This window comes from Mycobacterium sp. (assembly GCF_050700595.1).
Lineage (GTDB): Bacteria > Actinomycetota > Actinomycetes > Mycobacteriales > Mycobacteriaceae > Mycobacterium.
In genome coordinates this window covers 1-18,536 of sequence record NZ_JBOHHI010000011.1, presented here as the reverse complement: position 1 = coordinate 18,536, position 18,536 = coordinate 1, and the positions used below count along the sequence as shown (strand labels likewise).

The following is an 18,536-nucleotide window of genomic DNA, read 5'->3' as shown; positions in this document are numbered from 1 at the left end:
AAACGGATTCACGCCGGGTAACGCCGGGGAGTGAAAACTCGGTCAACGGAATCGACTGAATACCACTGGGTTTGCGACGATCCGACGATCAGCAGGCAACGCATGTCGACGTCGGCCGGGTTCAGGTCCGCCAACCGCACCACCGTGACATGCTCGTCGGGACCGGACACGTCGCGGCCGATCACCACCGGTGTGCCCGGATCACGATGAGCCAGCAGCAGATCCCGCATCGCGCCGACCTGCCAGGTCCGGGTCTTCGACGCCGGATTGTAGATGGCCAGCACCATGTCGGCCGCCGCTGCGGCAGAGAGCCGCTGCGCGATCACCTTCCATGGCTTGAGCCGATCAGACAGCGAAATCACCGCATAGTCGTGTCCCAGCGGAGCGCCGACCCGGCTGGCCACCGCCTGCGCGGCGGTCATCGCCGGAATCACCCGCACCGGCACAGCCGGCCACTGCTTGGCTTCTTCGAGTACGGCGGTGGCCATCGCGAACACCCCCGGATCGCCCGACGACACCACCGCCACCGCGCGGCCCTGCTCGGCCAGCGTGCACGCCAGCCGCGCCCGCGCCGGCTCGTCGGTGTTGTCGCTGGGGTGACGCTGTTGCCCGTCGCGGACGGGGACCCGGTCCAGATACCGGCCGTAACCGATCAAGTCCGTGGCGGCAGCCAGCTCGCGACGGCTTTCCGGGGTCATCCAATCGGTGTGCCCGGGGCCAAGACCCACGACCGCGACGGCGCCGGGCCGCGATCGGCAACGCCGGCCGCCCGGCACCATCGCCAGCGAAAAATACGGAACATTTGCCGCCTCGACATCGGCGGCGGGCAGCAGCCGCTGCCCGGCGGTGCTGGCTCGCTCCACGTACACCGCGTCGTCGAGTCGGCCAGACATCGAAAGCGCCTCTCGCACAGCTTGATATGAACGACCGAGCTTGAGCACGACGGCGGCGTCGGCGTCGGAAAGCCGACGAGTCAGCTCGGCAACCGGCAGCGTGCCCGGCAGCACGGAAAGCACCTCGTCGCCGGCCACCAGCGGTGTCGCGATCGCCGCCGAGGCCGCGCTGATCGACGTCACCCCGGGCACGATCACCGCGTCGAACCGGCGCGTCAGCCGAGTATGCAGATGCATGTAGGAGCTGTAGAACAGCGGATCGCCCTCGGCCAGCAGCGCCACGTCACGCCCGGCGTCCAGATGCGCGGCGATGCGTGCGGTGGCGTCGGCGTAGAAGTCTTCCAGCGCGCCCGCGTAGCCACCGGGATGATCGGTGGACTCGGTGGTGACCGGGTAGACCAGGTGCTCCTCGATCTGGCCGGGCCGCAGATACGGTTCGGCGATGCCGCGGGCGATACTGCGGCCGTGGCGGGCGCTGTGATAGGCCACCACATCGGCTTCGCCGATCACCCGGGCGGCCTTGATCGTGACCAATTCCGGGTCGCCGGGTCCCAGCCCGACGCCGAACAACGTTCCGCGACGCGTCATTGGGTGTTTGCCGCGATCGCGTTGACGGCGGCGGCGGCCATCGCGCTGCCGCCGCGGCGGCCGGTCACCACCAGATACGACATTCCGCGCGGGCGATCGACGAGCTCCTGCTTGGACTGGGCCGAGCCGACGAAGCCGACCGGCCCGCCCAGCACCGCGGCCGGCGCCGGCACACCGTCGTCGACCAACTCGAGCAGCCGGAACAGTGCGGTGGGCGCATTGCCGATCGCCAGTACCGCCCCGGCCAGCCGATCCGCCCACACCTCCACTCCGGCCGCCGAGCGGGTGGTGCGCCCGCGGGCGGCCAACTCCGCGGCGCGCGGGTCGGCCACTAGCGACACGATCTCGTTGTTCTGAAGGCGTGTCCGGGTGATCCCGGCCGCCACCATCGACGAGTCGCACAGCACCGCGGCGCCGTCGGCGAGGGCCGCGGCGGCCCGGGTGACGACGTCGTCGGTGTAGGCGATGTGCTCGGTGAGGTCGACCTGGCCGCAGGTGTGGATCAGCCGCACCACCACCTGCTCGACGTCGGCGGGAAAGCGGCTCAGGTCCGCCTCGGCGCGGATTGCCGCGAACGACTGCCGGTAGATCTCGTCGGCGTCGCGAAGGTAGTCGAGCACCCGCTCACCTTAAGGCTGTGCACGCAGCACCCGGTATCCGTCCCGGGTGGCAACCAGCACCTCACCTGTCGGCGGGCTGCCGCACGCCCGTTCGCAGCCGACGAAGTGGCGCCGCGTCCCTGCATCGCCCGTCTGTGCCGCCGCGACAGCATCGGCCCGCACATCGGCGGCCGAACGCGCGCAGCCCGGGCTGCCGACGCAGGCACTGACCGAAACCCAGGGCGAGTTCTCGTCGAACACCGGGCCCAGCGGCGCCAGCACCCGCAGTGCCGTGTCGGCGACGGCCTCGTCGAGGTCGCACACCAGCACCGAGCGCCACGGTGTGATGACCAGCGGCGCGTCGAGCGCAGCCAGGTACTCCGCGACACGCGCCGGCATAACGCCCAGCGGCACAACGGCGCTCAGCGCAATCCGGCCGTCATCCTGCTCAATCCAGCCCACCGGCGGTGGCACGCCGCCGGTGAACCGTGCATCGCTCAATTCGAAGCCGGGCATCAGCGCACCCGGGTCGTCCAATTCAGCAACCCGCCAAGCCTTTCCGCGCGAATCGACAAACCGCATCGCAACGGTGACCATCGCCGAGACGACGTCGGCCGACGACAACCGGACACCGGTGTCGCGGCCGGCCAGCAGCAGCGCGGCCCCGTCGTCGAGCAGGTGCACGCCGACGTCGGTACCCAGTCCCGACACATCGCCGCGTCCGTCGTCGATGCCGAACCAGAACCGGCCCGGGAGCGTTACCAACGCCTGCTCGGCCTGGATCGCCGCATCCAGCTCACCCACCCATCCGCGCACATCGGCGAGCCCGCCGAGCCGGCCGGACAACGGCGAGGCGACGATGTTGCGGACTCGCTCGTGTGTTGCCGACGGCAGCAGGCCGGCCGCGGCAACCTCATCGGCGAGGGCCGCCGCGTTGGTGATCCCGCGGATCTGCACGTTGCCGCGCGCGGTCAACTCCAGCGCGCCCGAGCCCAACCGGCTCGACACCGAGGCCAGCGCCGCCAACTGCGCCGGACGAATCATCCCGCCGGGCAGCCGTACCCGCGCCAGCGCGCCATCGGCCGCCCGGTGTACCTGCAAGGCGCCCGGACAGGCATCGTCGGCGCGGGTCCTGGGCACGCGTCAACGGTACGGCCATCCGCGCGACCAGCTTGCGCGCCTGGTAAATGTGGCCCGATCCGGTGCCTGAGCTCCATGCCGTGTCAGAGACTGCGCGCAGCCACGTTTCAGGCCGTTAGGGAACCCGGCCGGCGTAGCGTGGACCTACGCCGGAAACGGGAGGTTGTATGGACCAGAAGCGCCCGCTGAAGATCGCGATCATCGGCGCCGGCATGTCCGGCTTGTGCATGGCGGTCAAGCTGCAGCAGGCCGGCATCGACTCGTACACCATTTTCGAGAAGGCCGACGACGTCGGCGGCACCTGGCGCGACAACACCTATCCGGGTCTTACCTGCGACGTGCCGTCGCGGTATTACTCCTACTCGTTTCGGCCCAACCCGGATTGGTCGCACGTGCTGCCGCCGGGACCGGAGATCCAGGCGTATTTCCGGCAGGTGGCCGACGAACGGGCGATTCGTTCGCACATCCGGTTCGGCACCGACGTGACGTCGGCGCGCTACGACGACGGGCGCTGGCGGCTGACCACCGCCGACAGCGAGGAGACATTCGACGTACTGATCACCGCAACCGGTGTGCTGCGGGTGCCGCGCTATCCGGACATCCCGGGATGGGAGACCTTCGCCGGCCCGGCGTTTCATTCAGCACGATGGGACCACTCGGTGACGTTGCCGGACAAGCGGATCGGTGTGATCGGCACCGGGTCGACCGGGGTGCAGATCGTCGCGGAACTCGGCGGAAACGTCCGTGAACTGAAGGTGTTCCAACGCACCGCACAATGGATCTACCCGATGCCCAACCCGCGCTACTCGGCCGTGGGCCGGGCCGCATTGCGCCGCTGGCCGAAGCTGAACAGGGTCGGCTACCGCTTCTGGGGGTGGTTCTTCAGGTTCCTATTCTGCCGCGCCGTGGTCCATCCGGGATTCCAGCGCAGTCTGGTCCAGGCCATGTGCAGATGGAATCTGCGACTCTCGGTACGCGACCCGCAGCTGCGCGCAAAACTCACCCCGGATTACCAGCCGATGTGCAAGCGGCAGGTGATGGCCGGTCACTTCTACCGTTCCGTCCAGCAGCCCGGGGTGGAGGTGATCACCGAGTCGATCGACCACATCGAGCCCCGTGGTGTCGTCACCGCCGACGGCGTGCTGCACGAGCTCGACCTGCTGGTCTACGCCACCGGGTTCGACGCCCGGGCCTACGTGCGCCCGCTGCAGGTGATCGGCGAGAACGGGCTCACCCTCGACGAGGCGTGGGCCGATGGCCCGCGGGCGTACCGTTCGGTCGCGGTACCCGGATTTCCGAACCTCTTCATGCTGATGGGTCCGCATTCCCCGATCGGCAACAACTCGCTGATATATGTCGCCGAAGACCAGGCCGATTATGCAATCTGGTGGATCAACCAGATCCGCGACGGCCGTGTCGTTGCGGCCGCACCCACCGAGGTGGCGACCAAGGAATACAACGAGAGCATGAAAGCGGCCATGCCGCAAACGATCTGGGTGACCGGATGCAACAGCTGGTACCTGGGCAAAGACGGCCTACCAGAATTGTTCCCGTGGGTCCCGGAGCGGCACCGAGAGCTGTTGCATCAGCCCGAGCTCGCCGACTTCGACGTCCGCTGACCAATCAGGAAGTCCCTGACCGCTCCGCATAACGCTTGCGCATTTCGGCGTCGACATTGGTGAAGACGCGAGCCGTACCCAGCACACGGCCGAGCGCCTCTGACATCCGCTGCGGCATAAGTTTCTGTGACACCGCGACGATGCCCATCGAACGGGGCACCGCCACGCGCGGTTTCGGTTTGCCGATCAGGCCGGCGACTGCCCTGGCGACCTCGTCCGGCTCGGCATTCTTGAAGCCCCTCAGGTGCGCCACGCCGGCGATCATCTCGGTATTGACCAGCGCTGGAAGCACTGCGGAAAAGTGGATCCCGCTGCCCCGGTTCTCCAAGCGGACGGTGTCGGTGAATCCGAGCACGGCGTGCTTTGTCGCGCAATAGGTCGCGATGCCTGCCGTCGGCGTCACGCTGCCCATCGAGGCGATGTTGATGATGTGCCCGTGCCCGCGGGGCAACATGCGATGTGCCGCCAGTTTGGTGCCTAGGATCACGCCGTAAATGTTGACGTCGAGCAGCCGCTTGGTGACGGGATCGGGTTCCTCGACCGCATTACCCACGGCGATCACCCCGGCGTTGTTCACCAACACGTCGATGGGGCCGAGCCGTTCTTCAACGAGGTCGAGAAAATCCGTGAAGGATCCGCGATCCGTCACATCCAATCGGCGGTGGACCGCCAACCCCAGCCGGCCACCCGACTCGTTGACGGCGGATTCGTCGATATCGCCGATGGCCACCTTGGCGCCCAAGCCGTGCAGAACGTCGGCAGTAGCAAGACCGATTCCGCGGGCCCCGCCGGTGATGGCAATGACCTTTCCCGCAAGAGACACCGGCTTCATCGCTTCATGCTACTTCGCTCAGTTGGATGGCTCGCGGCGCGGCATAGGGTAATCGACTACTCCAAATCTCGGTGCGGTACGAATGACGGGTGCGCGAGCCGACCGTCCTGCTGCTGTCGACCTCCGATACCGACCTGATCACCGCCCGCTCAAGCGGCAAGAACTATCGGTGGGCCAACCCCTCGCGGCTGTCCGACGACCTCGAAGACCTGCTGGCCGGCGCCGAGATCGTTGTTGTCCGCATCCTCGGCGGCTACCGGGCCTGGCAGGACGGCATCGACACGGTGCTGGCCAGCGGTATCCCTGCCGTCGTGGTGAGTGGCGAGCAGGCCCCGGACGCCGACCTGACCGAGCGCTCCACGGTGCGGGCCGGTATCGCGCTGCAAACCCACATCTATCTGGCTCAGGGCGGGGTGACCAACCTGCGCCAACTGCACGCCTTCCTGTCCGACACCGTGCTGATGACCGGCTTCGGGTTCACGCCGCCGGTGAGCACACCGACCTGGGGGCTGCTCGAACGTGCCGTGACCGCCGACACCGGCTGGTTTGATACGGGCCGACCCGCTGCGCCCGGCTCCGCCGCGCTTGCGATCGCCCCGACGATTGCGGTGCTGTATTACCGCGCCCAGCAGCTGGCCGGCAACACCGGATACGTCGAAGCGCTGTGCCAGGCGATCGAGGCCGCCGGCGGCCGGCCGCTGCCGGTCTACTGCGCCTCGTTGCGTACCGCCGAAGCCGACATGCTGAAAACGCTGTCGGCGGCCGACGCCATGGTGGTGACCGTGCTGGCCGCCGGGGGCGTCAAGCCCGCGACAGCGGCAGCCGGCGGCGATGACGACAGCTGGAACGTCGAACATCTGGCCGCGCTCGATATCCCGATCCTGCAAGGGCTGTGCCTGACCACCTCACGCGACCAATGGCACGACAAAGACGACGGCTTGAGCCCGCTGGACGTGGCCAGCCAGGTGGCCGTCCCCGAATTCGACGGTCGGATCATCACGGTCCCGTTCTCGTTCAAAGAGATTGACGACGAGGGACTGATCTCTTATGTCGCCGACCCGGAGCGCTGTGCGCGGGTCGCCGGACTGGCGGTCCGCCACGCACGCCTGCGCCGGATAAGTCCCGCCGACAAACGGGTGGGCGTGGTGTTCTCGGCCTACCCGACCAAGCACGCCCGTATCGGGAATGCGGTCGGCCTGGACACCCCGGCCAGTGCCGTCTGGCTGCTGCGTGCCATGAGCGAGCATGGATACCGGGTCGGCGAGCTGCCCGGTGTCGACGCGCAAGACGGCGATGCGCTGATCCATGCGCTGATCGAACGCGGCGGTCAGGATCCCGACTGGCTGACCGACGCTCAGCTAGCCGGCAACCCGATCCGGGTGTCCGCCAAGGACTATCGCGCCTGGTTCGCCACCTTGCCCGCGGACTTCGCCAACGCCGTGCAAAAGCACTGGGGGCCGCCGCCGGGGGAGCTGTTCGTCGACCGGACCGACGACCCGGACGGCGAAATCGTGATCGCGGCAATGCAAGCCGGCAATGTCGTGCTGATGGTGCAGCCGCCGCGTGGATTCGGCGAGAACCCGGTGGCGATCTACCACGACCCGGATTTGCCGCCCAGCCATCATTACCTGGCGGCATACCGCTGGCTGGGATCCGGCTTCCCGAACAGCTTCGCCGCCCACGCCGTGGTGCACCTGGGTAAGCACGGCAACCTGGAGTGGCTGCCGGGAAAGACGCTGGGCCTGTCGGCAGGCTGCGCATCGGATGCCGCACTGGGCGACCTGCCGCTGGTCTATCCCTTTCTGGTCAACGACCCGGGTGAGGGCACTCAGGCCAAGCGCCGGGCGCACGCGGTGCTCGTCGACCATCTCATCCCGCCGATGGCCCGCGCCGAAACCTACGGCGACATCGCCCGGTTGGAGCAGCTGCTCGACGAACACGCGACGATCGCCTCGCTGGATCCCGGCAAGCTACCCGCAATCCGTCAGCAGATCTGGACGTTGATCCGGGCGGCCAAGATGGACCACGACCTCGGCCTGACCGAACGACCGCAAGACGAGTCGTTCGACGACATGGTGCTGCACGTTGACGGCTGGCTGTGCGAGATCAAAGACGTCCAGATTCGCGACGGGCTGCACATTCTGGGTCAAACACCCACCGGTGAACAAGAACTGGACCTGGTACTGGCGATCCTGCGGGCCAGACAGCTGTTCGGTGGCGAGCACTCGGTGCCCGGCCTGCGACAGGCGCTGGGCCTCGCCGAGGATGGCACCGACGAGCGAAGCTCGGTCGACGAGGCCGAAACCCGGGCCCGGCAGTTGGTCAAAGCGCTGCAGGACAGCGGCTGGGATCCCGACGCCGTCGCAGAGCTCACCGACGACCCTGAGGTGGCCAAGGTGCTGCGGTTCGCCGCGACCGAGGTGGTGCCCCGGCTAGCCGGCACCGACGCGGAAATCCGCCAGGTGTTAAGAGCTTTGGACGGTCGGTTCATCGCGGCCGGGCCGTCCGGCTCGCCGCTGCGCGGGCTGGTCAACGTGCTGCCCACCGGGCGCAACTTCTACTCCGTCGACCCCAAGGCGGTGCCGTCGCGGCTGGCGTGGGAAACCGGTGTGGCGATGGCGGATTCCCTCTTGGCGCGCTACCGAGACGATTACGGCAGCTGGCCGGCTTCGGTAGGGCTGTCGGTGTGGGGCACGTCAGCGATGCGCACCGCCGGCGATGACATCGCCGAAGTGCTTGCGCTGCTGGGCGTCCGCCCGATCTGGGATGATGCGTCGCGGCGGGTTATCGGCTTGGCGCCGATCCCGCTGACCGAGCTGGGCCGGCCGCGGATCGACGTGACGGTGCGGATCTCCGGATTCTTCCGCGACGCTTTCCCGCACGTGGTGACGATGCTCGACGACGCGGTGCGGCTGGTCGCCGACCTCGACGAACCCGATGACGCCAACTACGTGCGCGCCCACACCCGGGCCGACCTGGCTGCCCATGGCGACCAACGTCGCGCCACCACAAGAGTTTTCGGTTCAAAGCCGGGCAGCTACGGGGCCGGACTGCTGCAGCTGATCGACAGCCGCAACTGGCGCGACGACGCCGACCTGGCGCAGGTGTACACCGCGTGGGGCGGGTTCGCCTACGGGCGCGGGCTGGACGGCGCGCCGGCAGAAGAGGACATGAACCGGGCCTATCGGCGGATCGCGGTGGCCGCCAAGAACACCGACACCCGGGAGCACGACATCGCCGACTCCGACGACTACTTCCAGTACCACGGCGGGATGGTGGCGACCGTGCGCGCGTTGACCGGGCAGTCGCCGGCCGCCTATATCGGTGACAACACCCGGCCCGACGCGATCCGCACCCGCACGTTGTCGGAGGAGACCAGCAGGGTGTTCCGCGCCCGCGTCGTCAATCCGCGCTGGATGACCGCGATGCGCCGGCACGGCTACAAGGGCGCTTTCGAGATGGCCGCGACGGTCGATTACCTGTTCGGCTATGACGCCACCGCGGGCGTGCTGGCCGATTGGATGTACGAGCAGCTCACCGAGGCCTATGTGCTGGACCAGCAGAACCGCAAATTCATGACCGAGTCCAACCCGTGGGCGCTGCACGGGATGGCCGAGCGGCTGCTGGAGGCGGTCAGCCGCGGAATGTGGGCCCAGCCGCGATCCGACACCCTTGACGGACTGCGCCGGGTGCTGCTGGAAACCGAAGGTGACCTGGAGGGCTAACTCGGCACGAGTAAGAGGGACGGCCAGCGGGTACCTAGCTGCGTATGGGGGACTCAGTCACCACAGCACCGCCCGGAATCAGGTTGCCACCGGCACCGCCCCGGATCATCCCCAAGGCTCTCCAGGGGATTGCCTTCTTCGCCGCACGACGATGGGCCACCCAAAACCTGGCGAGCCGATACGGCAGCGCCTTCCGGCTCAACGTCCCGGTGTTCGGCCACCTCGTGATCGTGACCGACCCGGAACTCGCCAAGGTGGTCTACACCAGCAAGCCAGACGATCTCGGCCCCATTCAGCCCAACCTGAGCCGACTGCTGGGGTCGGGCTCGGTGTTCGGACTCGGCGGTGCCGAGCACCGTCGCCGGCGAAAGCTGCTGGCTCAGCCCTTCCACGCGACCAACATGAAGAACTACGAGGCCATCGTCGAAGAGGAGACTCTTAAGGACATGGCCGCCTGGCCTGCAGGCAAGGAATTCAAAACCCTCGACCCGATGAAACGGATCACGCTCAACGTGATCCTGCGCGCGGTTTTCGGAGCCGAAGGCACCGACTTCGACGAACTGCGGGAAGTGATCCTGCCGTGGGCCAGGCTGGGCGCACGCCTGTCGACGCTGCCCATGCCGAGTCGCACCTATGGTCGCTACACCCCGTGGGGCCGGCTTGCCGAGTTGCGGCGACGCTACGACGTCATCATCGACCGGATGATCGACAAATTCCGGGCCGACCCGGACTTGGCGGACCGCACCGACATCCTGTCACTGCTGCTGCGCAGCGCATACGAAGACGGTTCGGCCATGACACGCAAGGACATCCACGACGACCTACTCACCCTGCTGGTTGCCGGGCACGAAACCACCGCGACCACGCTGGCCTGGGTGTTCGAACGGCTGAGCCGACACCCGGAGGTGCTCTCGGCCCTGGTCGACGAATCTGACACCGACGAGAACGAGCTGCGCCATGCGGCGATCTACGAAGTGCAAAGGACCAGGTCGGTCATCGATTTTTCCGGTCGCCGGGTCCGCGCGCCGGAGTTCGAACTGGGGGAGTGGGTCCTACCCCGGGATTATTCGATTGTCGTCAGCATCTCGCAGTGCCACGCCAACGGGGGCGCTTTCCCCGATCCGGACCGTTTCGATCCAGCGCGCTACATCGAAACCAAGCCGTCCACTTTCGCCTGGATCCCGTTCGGGGGAGGAACCCGGCGCTGCGCGGGGGCGGCATTCGCCAAGATGGAGATGAACGTGGTGCTGCGAACGGTCTTGCGGCACTTGACTATCGAGACCACCACGGCCGCGGGGGAGAAGCTGCGCGCCGGCGGACTTGGTTTCCTCCCGGCTGACGGCGGTCGGATCGTGGCACATCGGCGCTGAAACGCCGGCCGGTGGCGTTACATTGAGTCCGTGTCACCCACCTTTGCCGACCTGGCGAAATCGCAGTATGTCTTGCTGACCACCTTCACCAAGGACGGGCGACCCAAGCCGACGCCGGTCTGGACCGCGCCCGACGGTGACCGGCTACTGGTCATCAGCGAGGAGAAATCCTGGAAGGTCAAGCGCATCCGCAACACCGGACGGGTCACGCTGGCGATCTGTGATATTCGTGGCCGGCCCAAGAGCGAGGCGATCGAGGCGATCGCAACCATCCTCGACAAGTCGCACAACGGCGCCGTCTATCACGCAATCGGCAAGCGGTACGGATTCGTCGGCGCGGTGTTCAACTTCTTCAGCAAGTTGCGCGGCGGCATGGCAAACAACGTCGGCATCGAACTGCGAGCGGCCGGCTAACTTGTCGCGTGGCGACCCGCTGCGCCCGGCTCCGCCGCGCTTGCGATCGCCACTAACGCAGGTGCTCGCCGAAGAATGCGTACACGCGTGCCCAGGCATCCTGGGCGGCGAGATCGTTGTAGCCGAATCCGATGATCCGCAGCAGTGGTTGGGCGGGTAGCTTGTTCGCGAAGCTGTGCCCGGCACGTGGATAGACCTTGACATCGTTGCGGATGCCCTTGTACCCGAGTACCCGGCGCAGCCGGCCCGGCGCCCCGATGCCCATCGGATCGCGGGCGCCGAAGCTGGCCACGATCGGGCACGCCCCGTCCAGGGTTTCGCTGAGTTGGCGCGGCAGCGGGACGCCGTAGAACGGTGCGGATGCGCCAAAACCCATGGGAGACATAACTAAAGCGAAACCGCCGCCCATGCAGAAGCCGGCGATGCCGACCCGCCCGGTGCATTCCGGCATCGACAGTAGGTGGTCGCGGGCGGCCAGGATGTCGTCGAGCGCATGGCCCCGCTTGGTCATCAGGTCGCGCATGACCTTGGTGATACAGCGCGCACGACCGCCCCGGGCGAACAGGTTCGGCGTCAGCGCGATGTATCCGGCTGCCGCGATGTTCTCCGAGATCGATTCTTTGTCCGGCTGGTAGCCGATCGCGTCGTGAACCACCACCACGCCCGGAAACGGACCCGGCCCGTCGGGGATGTCCAGCAGCGCGTCGATCGGGCCGGCCGGGGTGTCCATCTGGATTGTCGTCACGTCAGACATCTAACCGCGCCGGGTGGCGCTGCGGAACTGTTGCGGCGGGCACAGACGTTGCCATCACATGGTGTCGCGACTGTTTCTGATCTACGTCCTCGTCGAGCTCGCCGCCGTGGTGGCTTTGGCGTCGACGATCGGACTGGGCTGGACCTTGCTGGTGCTGGTGGGCACCTTCGTCGTCGGCGTGGCAGTGGCCGGTTCACAGATCACGCGCCAACTCGCCCGGCTGCGGTCGGACTGGACCGCGGAGGGCGGTGCCACCGGCTTGCGCGCGCGGCTCACCGACGGTGCGCTCCTTGCGGTGGCCGCGCTGCTGGTCGCCGTTCCGGGCCTGGTCAGTACGGCTGCGGGCCTGTTGCTGTTGCTGCCACCGGCCCGAGGCGCGGCCCGCTACGTTTCCGCTCGTCGTTCGAAGCGCGACGTCATCGACGGCGAGGTGATCGACGTGACGATGTCGCGTGGCGACCCGCTGCGCCCGGCTCCGCCGCGCCTGCGATCGCCACGAGCCGAGCCGTTCGCCCTGCCATCCAAGCCCGCGTGACGACGCTGCTGCTGGGCGGCCGGGTACACAGCCCGACCCACCCCGACGCCACCGCGATGGCGGTGCGCGACGGCGTGGTCGCCTGGCTGGGCAGCGACGATGTGGGCCGCGACCAATTCCCCGACGCGAACCGCGTCGACCTCGACGGTGGCTTTGTCGCGCCGGGGTTCGTGGACAGCCATATCCATCTCACCGCGACCGGCCTGACGCTCACCGGGCTGGACCTGCGGGCCGCCACCTCGCGCGAGCATTGCCTGCAGCTCCTCGGCGGGTACGCCGCCGCCCACCCCGACCGGCCGGTGTGGGCCCACGGCTGGGACGAATCCGGGTGGCCGGATCCCACCCCACCGACCACAACCGACCTGGACGGGCTCCTCGGTGACCGGCCCGCGTACCTGGCCCGTGTCGACATGCACTCCGCGTTGGCCTCGACCGCCCTGCGCCGGCGCGTCGCCGATCTGCCCGCCGCCGCCGGTTTCGAAGCACAACAGCCGCTCGCCGGTGACGCCCACCACCTGGTCCGGGCCGTCGTCCGCGATCTGTTGAGCGGCGCGCAGCGCGCCGAAGCCCGCACGGCGGCGCTGGATGCCGCAGCGGCGGCCGGGATCGTCGCGGTGCACGAATGCGCCGGCCCCGACATCGGCGGGCCGGACGACTGGCGGGAACTGCGCGCCCTCAACGACCGATCGCATGGCGTGGAGGTGATCGGCTATTGGGGCGAGGCGGTGACCAGCGCCGCGCGTGCCCGCGCACTGCTGGCGGAGACCGGCGCCCACGGGTTGGCCGGCGATCTGTTCATCGACGGCGCGCTGGGGTCGCGCACCGCCTGGTTGCACGAGCCGTACACCGACGCCCTGAAAACCGCCGGCAACTGCTACCTGGCGCCGGACCTGGCCGCCGCGCACGTGCGGGCGTGCACCGAGGCGGGCGTGACGGCGGGCTTCCACGTCATCGGCGATGCCGCGGTGGCGGCCGCGGTCGCGGCCTTCGAGCGGGTCGTCGAGGAGCTGGGGGTGGCCGCCGTCGCGCGCTGCGGTCACCGGCTGGAGCATCTGGAGATGGTGACCGCGGAGCAGGCCGCAAAACTCGGCGCGTGGGGGGTCATCGCCAGTATGCAGCCCAACTTCGACGCGCTGTGGGGCGGCGGCGACGGCATGTATGCCCGGCGTCTCGGCGTCGAACGAGGCAGCCGGCTCAATCCGTTCGCGCTGTTAGCATCCCAAGGCGTGCCCCTCGCGTTCGGCTCAGACGCCCCGGTGACGCCGATCGATCCGTGGCGCAGCGTGCACGCTGCGGCCAACGCCCGCACAGCGGAGCACGCGGTGTCGATGCGGGCGGCGTTCGCCGCCGCGACCCGCGGCGGCTGGCGGGCCGGCGGGGTCTGCGACGGGATGACCGGCACCCTGGCTCCCGGAGCGCTTGCGTCCTACGCCATCTGGGATGTCGGCGAACTCGACGTCGCCGACGGGGCCACCGCTGCTGCGCGGTGGTCCACTGACCCGCGTTCGCGGGTGCCGGCATTACCGCGGCTGAGCCCGGCCCAGCCATGGCCGCGGTGCCGGCAAACCGTGCACCGGGGCGCGGTGATCCATGGCTAGGGAACGTCAACTACCCAAGGTGGCCGATGCGGCGCGAACCCGGGTGGCGCGCCTGGGTCCCATGCTGCGGCCGCGACTGACGCGGCTGGGCGCGACGATCGCCGTGGGCGTGCTGCTGTACACCAGCTTCCCGCCGATCAACTGGTGGTGGGCCGCCATCCTGGCGTTCGCGCTGCTGGCCTGGGTGCTGAGCCACTCCCGGACCACACCGGTCGGCGGGCTGGGTTACGGCTTCCTGCTTGGGCTGGCGTTCTACCTGCCGTTGCTGCCGTGGATCAGCATTCTCGTCGGGGCCATGCCCTGGATAGTGCTGGCGACCGCGTGTGCCGTCTTCTGCGGCATCTTCGGGCTGTTGGCCGTTGCGGTGCGGCGACTGCCCGGCTGGCCCGTCTGGTTCGCGCTGGTGTGGACGGCACAGGAATGGCTGAAGTCGACCGTCCCGTTTGGGGGATTCCCCTGGGGCGTGGTGGCGTTCAGTCAGACCGATGGTCCGTTTTTGCCGCTGGTCCGGCTGGGCGGGCCGCCGCTGCTGTCCTTCGGGGTCGCACTGATCGGTTTCAGCGCGACGGCACTCGCCCTCGAGATCGTGTCGTGGTCGCAGAACGCGCGGCCGTCGCACGACGGCACCGCCGGCACACCGCCGGCGGTGGTGTTGCCGGCCGTCAGCATCTGCCTGGTGCTGTTCAGCGCAGTCGCCGTCTGGCCGTCGGTCCGCCACTCCGGCACGGGGTCGGGCAACGAGCCCGCGGTCACCGTGGCGGCGGTGCAGGGCAATGTGCCGCGGCTCGGGCTCGGCTTCAACTCTCAGCGCCGCGCCGTGCTCGACAACCACGTGCGGGAGACCCTGCGGTTGGCCGACGACGTGCACGCCGGCCACGCGCCGCAACCGCAATTCGTCGTCTGGCCGGAGAATGCGTCGGACATCGACCCGCTGGCCAACGCCGACGCCGCGCAGCAAATCTCGGTCGCGGCCGAGGCGATCGGCGCGCCGATCCTGGTCGGTACCCTCGCCGATGCGCCGAACCCGCCGTCGGACGACCCGGCATACACCAATACCGTGATCGTCTGGAATCCGGGCACCGGACCGGCCGAACGCCACAACAAGCAGATCGTCCAACCGTTCGGGGAGTACCTGCCCTGGCCGTGGCTGTTCAGGCACCTGTCCGGCTACGCCGCCTACGCCGGCCATCTGGTTCCCGGGCAGACCACCGGTGTGGTCCGTGCCGCGGGCATTCCGGTCGGCGTCGCCACCTGCTGGGAAGTGATTTTCGACCGTGCCGCGCGTGAATCGGTGCGTAACGGCGCGCAGGTGCTGGTGATGCCCAGCAACAACGCCACCTTCAACCGGGCCATGAGCGAGCAGCAGCTGGCCTTCGACAAGGTGCGCGCGGTGGAGCACGACCGGTACGTCGTCGTCGCCGGCACCGTCGGGATCAGCGCGGTGATCGCACCCGATGGCCGCGAGCTGGCGAGCACCGACTTCTTCGAGCCCGACTACCTGGACACCCAGGTGCGTCTCAAGACCGCGCTGACGCCGGCCACCCGCTGGGCTCCGATCGTGCAGTGGGTTCTGGTGCTGGCGGGTGTCGGCGGGGTCCTCGCCGCGATACGGCACAATAGATGGTTCCCGCGTTTGAATCGTCGCTGGTTGCCGCTGGCGAAGTCCGGCGCGCCTGCGAAGGGATCCGACGACCCGCTCTACCGGGGCGGGCGACATTCAGCCCGGTGAGGGCCAGACAGAGGAGCCATATGACCACCGGTCAGCGCACCCTGGTGATCATCCCCACGTTCAATGAGCGGGAGACCCTCCCGCTCATCGTGCAGCGGCTGCACCGGGCGCGCCCCGACGTCCACCTGCTCATCGTGGACGACAGCAGCCCCGACGGCACCGGGGAGCTTGCCGACGAGCTGGCGCAGGCCGATCCCGAGTGGATCCACGTGATGCACCGCACCGCCAAGGACGGGCTCGGGGCGGCATACCTGGCGGGTTTCGCCTGGGGGCTCAGCCGAGGGTATTCGACGCTGGTCGAGATGGACGCCGACGGCAGCCACGCACCCGAGCAGCTGCACCGGCTGTTGGACGCCGTCGACGCCGGAGCCGATCTGGCGATCGGTTCGCGCTACGTCGACGGCGGGACGGTGCGCAACTGGCCGTGGCGGCGCATCGCGCTCTCCAAAGTGGCCAACACCTATTCACGGCTGCTGCTGGGAATCGGCGTCCACGACATCACCGCCGGATATCGGGCCTACCGGCGCGAGGTGCTGGAGAAGATCGACCTGGACGCCGTCGACTCCAAGGGCTACTGCTTCCAGATGGACCTGACCTGGCGCACCGTCAGCAACGGCTTTGCCGTCGTCGAAGTACCCATCACGTTCACCGAGCGTGAGCTGGGAGTCTCCAAGATGAGCGGCTCCAACATCCGCGAGGCGCTGGTCAAAGTCGCCCAGTGGGGAATCAGTGGGCGGCTGGCCCGCAACCGGGCGGTCGCCGCCAACGACGTCAAATAGGTGCCGAGCGGTGCCCGAGTTCAGCTGCCGCGACGGCGTGACCTGATCAGATCGAGGCGCTCCTTGAGCAATTCATCGAGCTCCTCGACCGTCCGGCGCTCCAGGAGCATGTCCCAGTGGGTACGCGGCGCCTTGACCTTCTTGGGCTCCGGCAGGTCACCCTCGATCAGGGTGCCTTCCATGCCGTTGCGGCACTGCCAGGTGCCCGGGATCTCGGCGTCGTCGGCGAACGGGACGTCGAACTCCTCGCCGTTCTCGGTGCGGTACCGCGCGATCTGACGCGGTGCCAGGTCGTGATTACGGTCGGTCTCGTAGCTCACGGCTCCGAGGCGACTGCCTCTCAGGACACGATCAGCCATGGACCCCCACTCCTTCAGAACTCCTCTTAATTCTTCCCGGGCTGCACAACGCTACGACGGCTTGGGTAGTTCCCACGCCCGGCTTGCGACGCGACCTCCAATGATACCGGGATCACGGCATTAGCCGGTGCTCTCCCGTGGCGACCCGCCGCGCCCGGCTCCGCCGCGCTTGCGATCGCCACGGCTAATGTCAGCTCGTGAGCCGTCGTGTGCGACCGCACCCGTGCCGCTGGTGCGGTCGTGACGTCGTCGATACTCCGATGGGCCGTCGTCGCCAGTACTGCCGCCAGGCGTGCCGGCAGCGCGCCTACGAGCAACGGGCCGTGATCAACGGGACCAAGGGGCCGGCGGTGCCGCCCGATGCGGTCGTGCTCTCCGCCGACGAGGCCGCCGACCTGTCCGACCGCGTCTACCAGGTCCGATGCGCCGCGGAAGACGTGGCCACCGCCCTCGGTGAGGGTGCCGACGCAACCGAACTGCGCGAACTGTGTGACGTGCTGATGCGAGCGGCCAAGGCCGCCGACGGCTGGCGCTGACGCGCCTGACCATCACCGACGTCTGGCAGGTACAGTCGCGCCATGGATCGCTGGGCCAGGTCGGAATCGGCCGGGGACCCAGCCGACGGACTTTCCTGACTCGGCCCGGCGAGGGGTAACAAATATGGCTGACCAACTCCAGCATGCGACCGAGGCGCTGCGTAAAGCGCTGGTCCAGGTGGAGCGGCTGAAGCGCAAGAACCGCGCGCTGCTGGAACGGTCCGGTGAACCGATCGCGATCGTCGGGATGTCCTGCCGTTTCCCCGGCGGGGTCGAAAGCCCTGACGGCTTGTGGGACATGGTGGCCGACGGCCGCGACGTGATGTCGGAGTTCCCCACCGACCGGGGCTGGGACCTGGCCGGACTGTTCGACCCCGACCCCGATGCGCCGCACAAGTCGTACGCACGGGCAGGCGGATTCGTCGACGATGTCGCGGGTTTCGACGCGGGGTTCTTCGGGGTGTCGCCGCGCGAGGCGCTGGCCACCGACCCGCAGCATCGGATGCTGCTGGAGTTGTCCTGGGAGGCGTTGGAGCGGGCCGGGATTGACCCGGCCGGGTTGCGGGGCACCGCCACCGGGGTGTTCGCCGGGATCATCGTCCAGGGCTACGGCATGCTCGCCGAAGAGATCGAGGGCTATCGGTTGACCGGCATGACGTCGAGCGTGGCGACCGGTCGGGTGGCTTACGTGCTGGGGCTGGAGGGCCCGGCGGTGTCGGTGGACACGGCGTGTTCGTCGTCGCTGGTGGCGCTGCACATGGCGGTGGCCTCGCTGCGGTCCGGCGAGTGCGACCTGGCGCTGGCCGGCGGCGCGACCGTCAACGCGACGCCGACGGTCTTCGTCGAGTTCAGCCGGCATCGGGGGCTGGCGCCGGACGGCCGGTGCAAGCCCTACGCGGGCGCAGCCGACGGGGTCGGCTGGTCCGAGGGTGGCGGGATGTTGGTGGTGGAGCGGCTTTCGGATGCGCGGCGGTTGGGGCATCCGGTGTTGGCGGTGGTGGCCGGTTCGGCGGTGAATCAGGATGGTGCCTCGAATGGGTTGACGGCGCCCAATGGGCCGTCGCAG

At 68.5% G+C, this 18,536-nt stretch carries 14 protein-coding genes and 1 pseudogene; 9 read left to right on the top strand and 6 right to left on the bottom strand.

Going from position 1 to position 18,536, the window contains the following annotated elements; translation table 11 throughout:
- Window positions 1–8: 8 nt before the first annotated feature.
- From ACRDTL_RS00745 to cobG, 3 genes are read right to left on the bottom strand one after another with little or no spacing between them, the layout of a single operon-like run.
- The gene (locus tag ACRDTL_RS00745; protein WP_431504814.1) at window positions 9–1,481 is read right to left on the bottom strand and encodes a precorrin-2 C(20)-methyltransferase; all 1,473 of its coding nucleotides are present in this window, start codon (window positions 1,479–1,481) and stop codon (window positions 9–11) included.
- Window positions 1,478–2,101, bottom strand: coding sequence for a precorrin-8X methylmutase (locus ACRDTL_RS00740; protein WP_431504813.1), 624 nt, complete (start codon window positions 2,099–2,101; stop codon window positions 1,478–1,480). The genes ACRDTL_RS00745 and ACRDTL_RS00740 overlap by 4 nt, the downstream gene beginning before the upstream one ends.
- A gap of 9 nt (window positions 2,102–2,110) precedes the next feature.
- The gene (cobG, locus tag ACRDTL_RS00735; protein ID WP_431504812.1) at window positions 2,111–3,220 is read right to left on the bottom strand and encodes a precorrin-3B synthase; all 1,110 of its coding nucleotides are present in this window, start codon (window positions 3,218–3,220) and stop codon (window positions 2,111–2,113) included.
- 167 nt (window positions 3,221–3,387) lie between these two features.
- On the opposite strand from cobG, the gene ACRDTL_RS00730 reads away from it, so the two are divergent.
- Window positions 3,388–4,839, top strand: coding sequence for a flavin-containing monooxygenase (locus ACRDTL_RS00730; RefSeq protein WP_431504811.1), 1,452 nt, complete (start codon window positions 3,388–3,390; stop codon window positions 4,837–4,839).
- Window positions 4,840–4,843: 4 nt separating this feature from the next.
- On the opposite strand, the gene ACRDTL_RS00725 is transcribed toward ACRDTL_RS00730, so the two are convergent.
- On the bottom strand, window positions 4,844–5,671 hold the full coding sequence (locus tag ACRDTL_RS00725) for an SDR family oxidoreductase (protein ID WP_431504810.1): 828 nt from the start codon (window positions 5,669–5,671) through the stop codon (window positions 4,844–4,846).
- Between the two features lie 89 nt (window positions 5,672–5,760).
- On the opposite strand from ACRDTL_RS00725, the gene cobN reads away from it, so the two are divergent.
- The 3 genes from cobN to ACRDTL_RS00710 are packed head-to-tail and all read left to right on the top strand — an operon-like array spanning window position 5,761 to window position 11,180.
- Window positions 5,761–9,396 carry a cobaltochelatase subunit CobN gene (gene cobN / locus ACRDTL_RS00720; protein WP_431504809.1) on the top strand — a complete coding sequence of 1,212 codons (3,636 nt, stop codon included), beginning with the start codon at window positions 5,761–5,763 and terminating at the stop codon, window positions 9,394–9,396.
- 44 nt (window positions 9,397–9,440) lie between these two features.
- Window positions 9,441–10,766: a cytochrome P450 gene (locus ACRDTL_RS00715; RefSeq protein ID WP_431504808.1), complete on the top strand. Its 1,326-nt coding sequence runs from the start codon at window positions 9,441–9,443 to the stop codon at window positions 10,764–10,766.
- A gap of 30 nt (window positions 10,767–10,796) precedes the next feature.
- The gene (locus tag ACRDTL_RS00710; RefSeq protein WP_431504807.1) at window positions 10,797–11,180 is read left to right on the top strand and encodes a PPOX class F420-dependent oxidoreductase; all 384 of its coding nucleotides are present in this window, start codon (window positions 10,797–10,799) and stop codon (window positions 11,178–11,180) included.
- 52 nt (window positions 11,181–11,232) lie between these two features.
- Here the strand turns inward: ACRDTL_RS00710 and ACRDTL_RS00705 are convergent, their stop codons facing one another.
- Entirely contained in the window at window positions 11,233–11,925 is a 693-nt protein-coding gene (locus ACRDTL_RS00705) for a dienelactone hydrolase family protein (RefSeq protein WP_431504806.1), read from the bottom strand.
- A gap of 67 nt (window positions 11,926–11,992) precedes the next feature.
- Between ACRDTL_RS00705 and ACRDTL_RS00700 the strand changes: the two genes are divergently transcribed.
- The 3 genes and pseudogenes from ACRDTL_RS00700 to lnt form a co-directional block, all read left to right on the top strand.
- Entirely contained in the window at window positions 11,993–12,469 is a 477-nt protein-coding gene (locus ACRDTL_RS00700) for an FxsA family protein (protein ID WP_431504805.1), read from the top strand.
- A gap of 56 nt (window positions 12,470–12,525) precedes the next feature.
- Window positions 12,526–14,067 carry an amidohydrolase gene (locus ACRDTL_RS00695; RefSeq protein ID WP_431504832.1) on the top strand — a complete coding sequence of 514 codons (1,542 nt, stop codon included), beginning with the start codon at window positions 12,526–12,528 and terminating at the stop codon, window positions 14,065–14,067.
- A 61-nt stretch (window positions 14,068–14,128) separates the two neighbouring features.
- Window positions 14,129–16,545, top strand: a pseudogene (lnt, locus tag ACRDTL_RS00690) (apolipoprotein N-acyltransferase); the annotation flags it as partial.
- 50 nt (window positions 16,546–16,595) lie between these two features.
- On the opposite strand, the gene ACRDTL_RS00685 reads toward lnt, so the two are convergent.
- Window positions 16,596–16,934 (bottom strand): RNA polymerase-binding protein RbpA, encoded by a 339-nt coding sequence (locus ACRDTL_RS00685; RefSeq protein WP_431504804.1) that lies wholly within the window; start codon window positions 16,932–16,934, stop codon window positions 16,596–16,598.
- Window positions 16,935–17,131: 197 nt separating this feature from the next.
- On the opposite strand from ACRDTL_RS00685, the gene ACRDTL_RS00680 reads away from it, so the two are divergent.
- Both ACRDTL_RS00680 and ACRDTL_RS00675 read left to right on the top strand, forming a co-directional pair.
- A complete protein-coding gene (locus tag ACRDTL_RS00680; protein WP_431504803.1) occupies window positions 17,132–17,470 on the top strand; it encodes a hypothetical protein in 339 nt (112 codons plus the stop codon).
- Between the two features lie 124 nt (window positions 17,471–17,594).
- Window positions 17,595–18,536: beta-ketoacyl synthase N-terminal-like domain-containing protein (locus ACRDTL_RS00675; protein ID WP_431504802.1), on the top strand; the 942-nt coding region annotated here is incomplete at its 3' end.

Excerpts from the sequence above, each read along its gene's own strand:
- ACRDTL_RS00745 (WP_431504814.1), bottom strand. The coding sequence starts at position 1,481 with ATGACGCGTCGCGGAACGTTGTTCGGCGTCGGGCTGGGACCCGGCGAC.
- ACRDTL_RS00730 (WP_431504811.1), top strand. The coding sequence starts at position 3,388 with ATGGACCAGAAGCGCCCGCTGAAGATCGCGATCATCGGCGCCGGCATG.
- ACRDTL_RS00725 (WP_431504810.1), bottom strand. The coding sequence starts at position 5,671 with ATGAAGCCGGTGTCTCTTGCGGGAAAGGTCATTGCCATCACCGGCGGG.
- ACRDTL_RS00715 (WP_431504808.1), top strand. The coding sequence starts at position 9,441 with ATGGGGGACTCAGTCACCACAGCACCGCCCGGAATCAGGTTGCCACCG.
- ACRDTL_RS00700 (WP_431504805.1), top strand. The coding sequence starts at position 11,993 with ATGGTGTCGCGACTGTTTCTGATCTACGTCCTCGTCGAGCTCGCCGCC.
- ACRDTL_RS00695 (WP_431504832.1), top strand. The coding sequence starts at position 12,526 with ATGGCGGTGCGCGACGGCGTGGTCGCCTGGCTGGGCAGCGACGATGTG.
- ACRDTL_RS00685 (WP_431504804.1), bottom strand. The coding sequence starts at position 16,934 with ATGGCTGATCGTGTCCTGAGAGGCAGTCGCCTCGGAGCCGTGAGCTAC.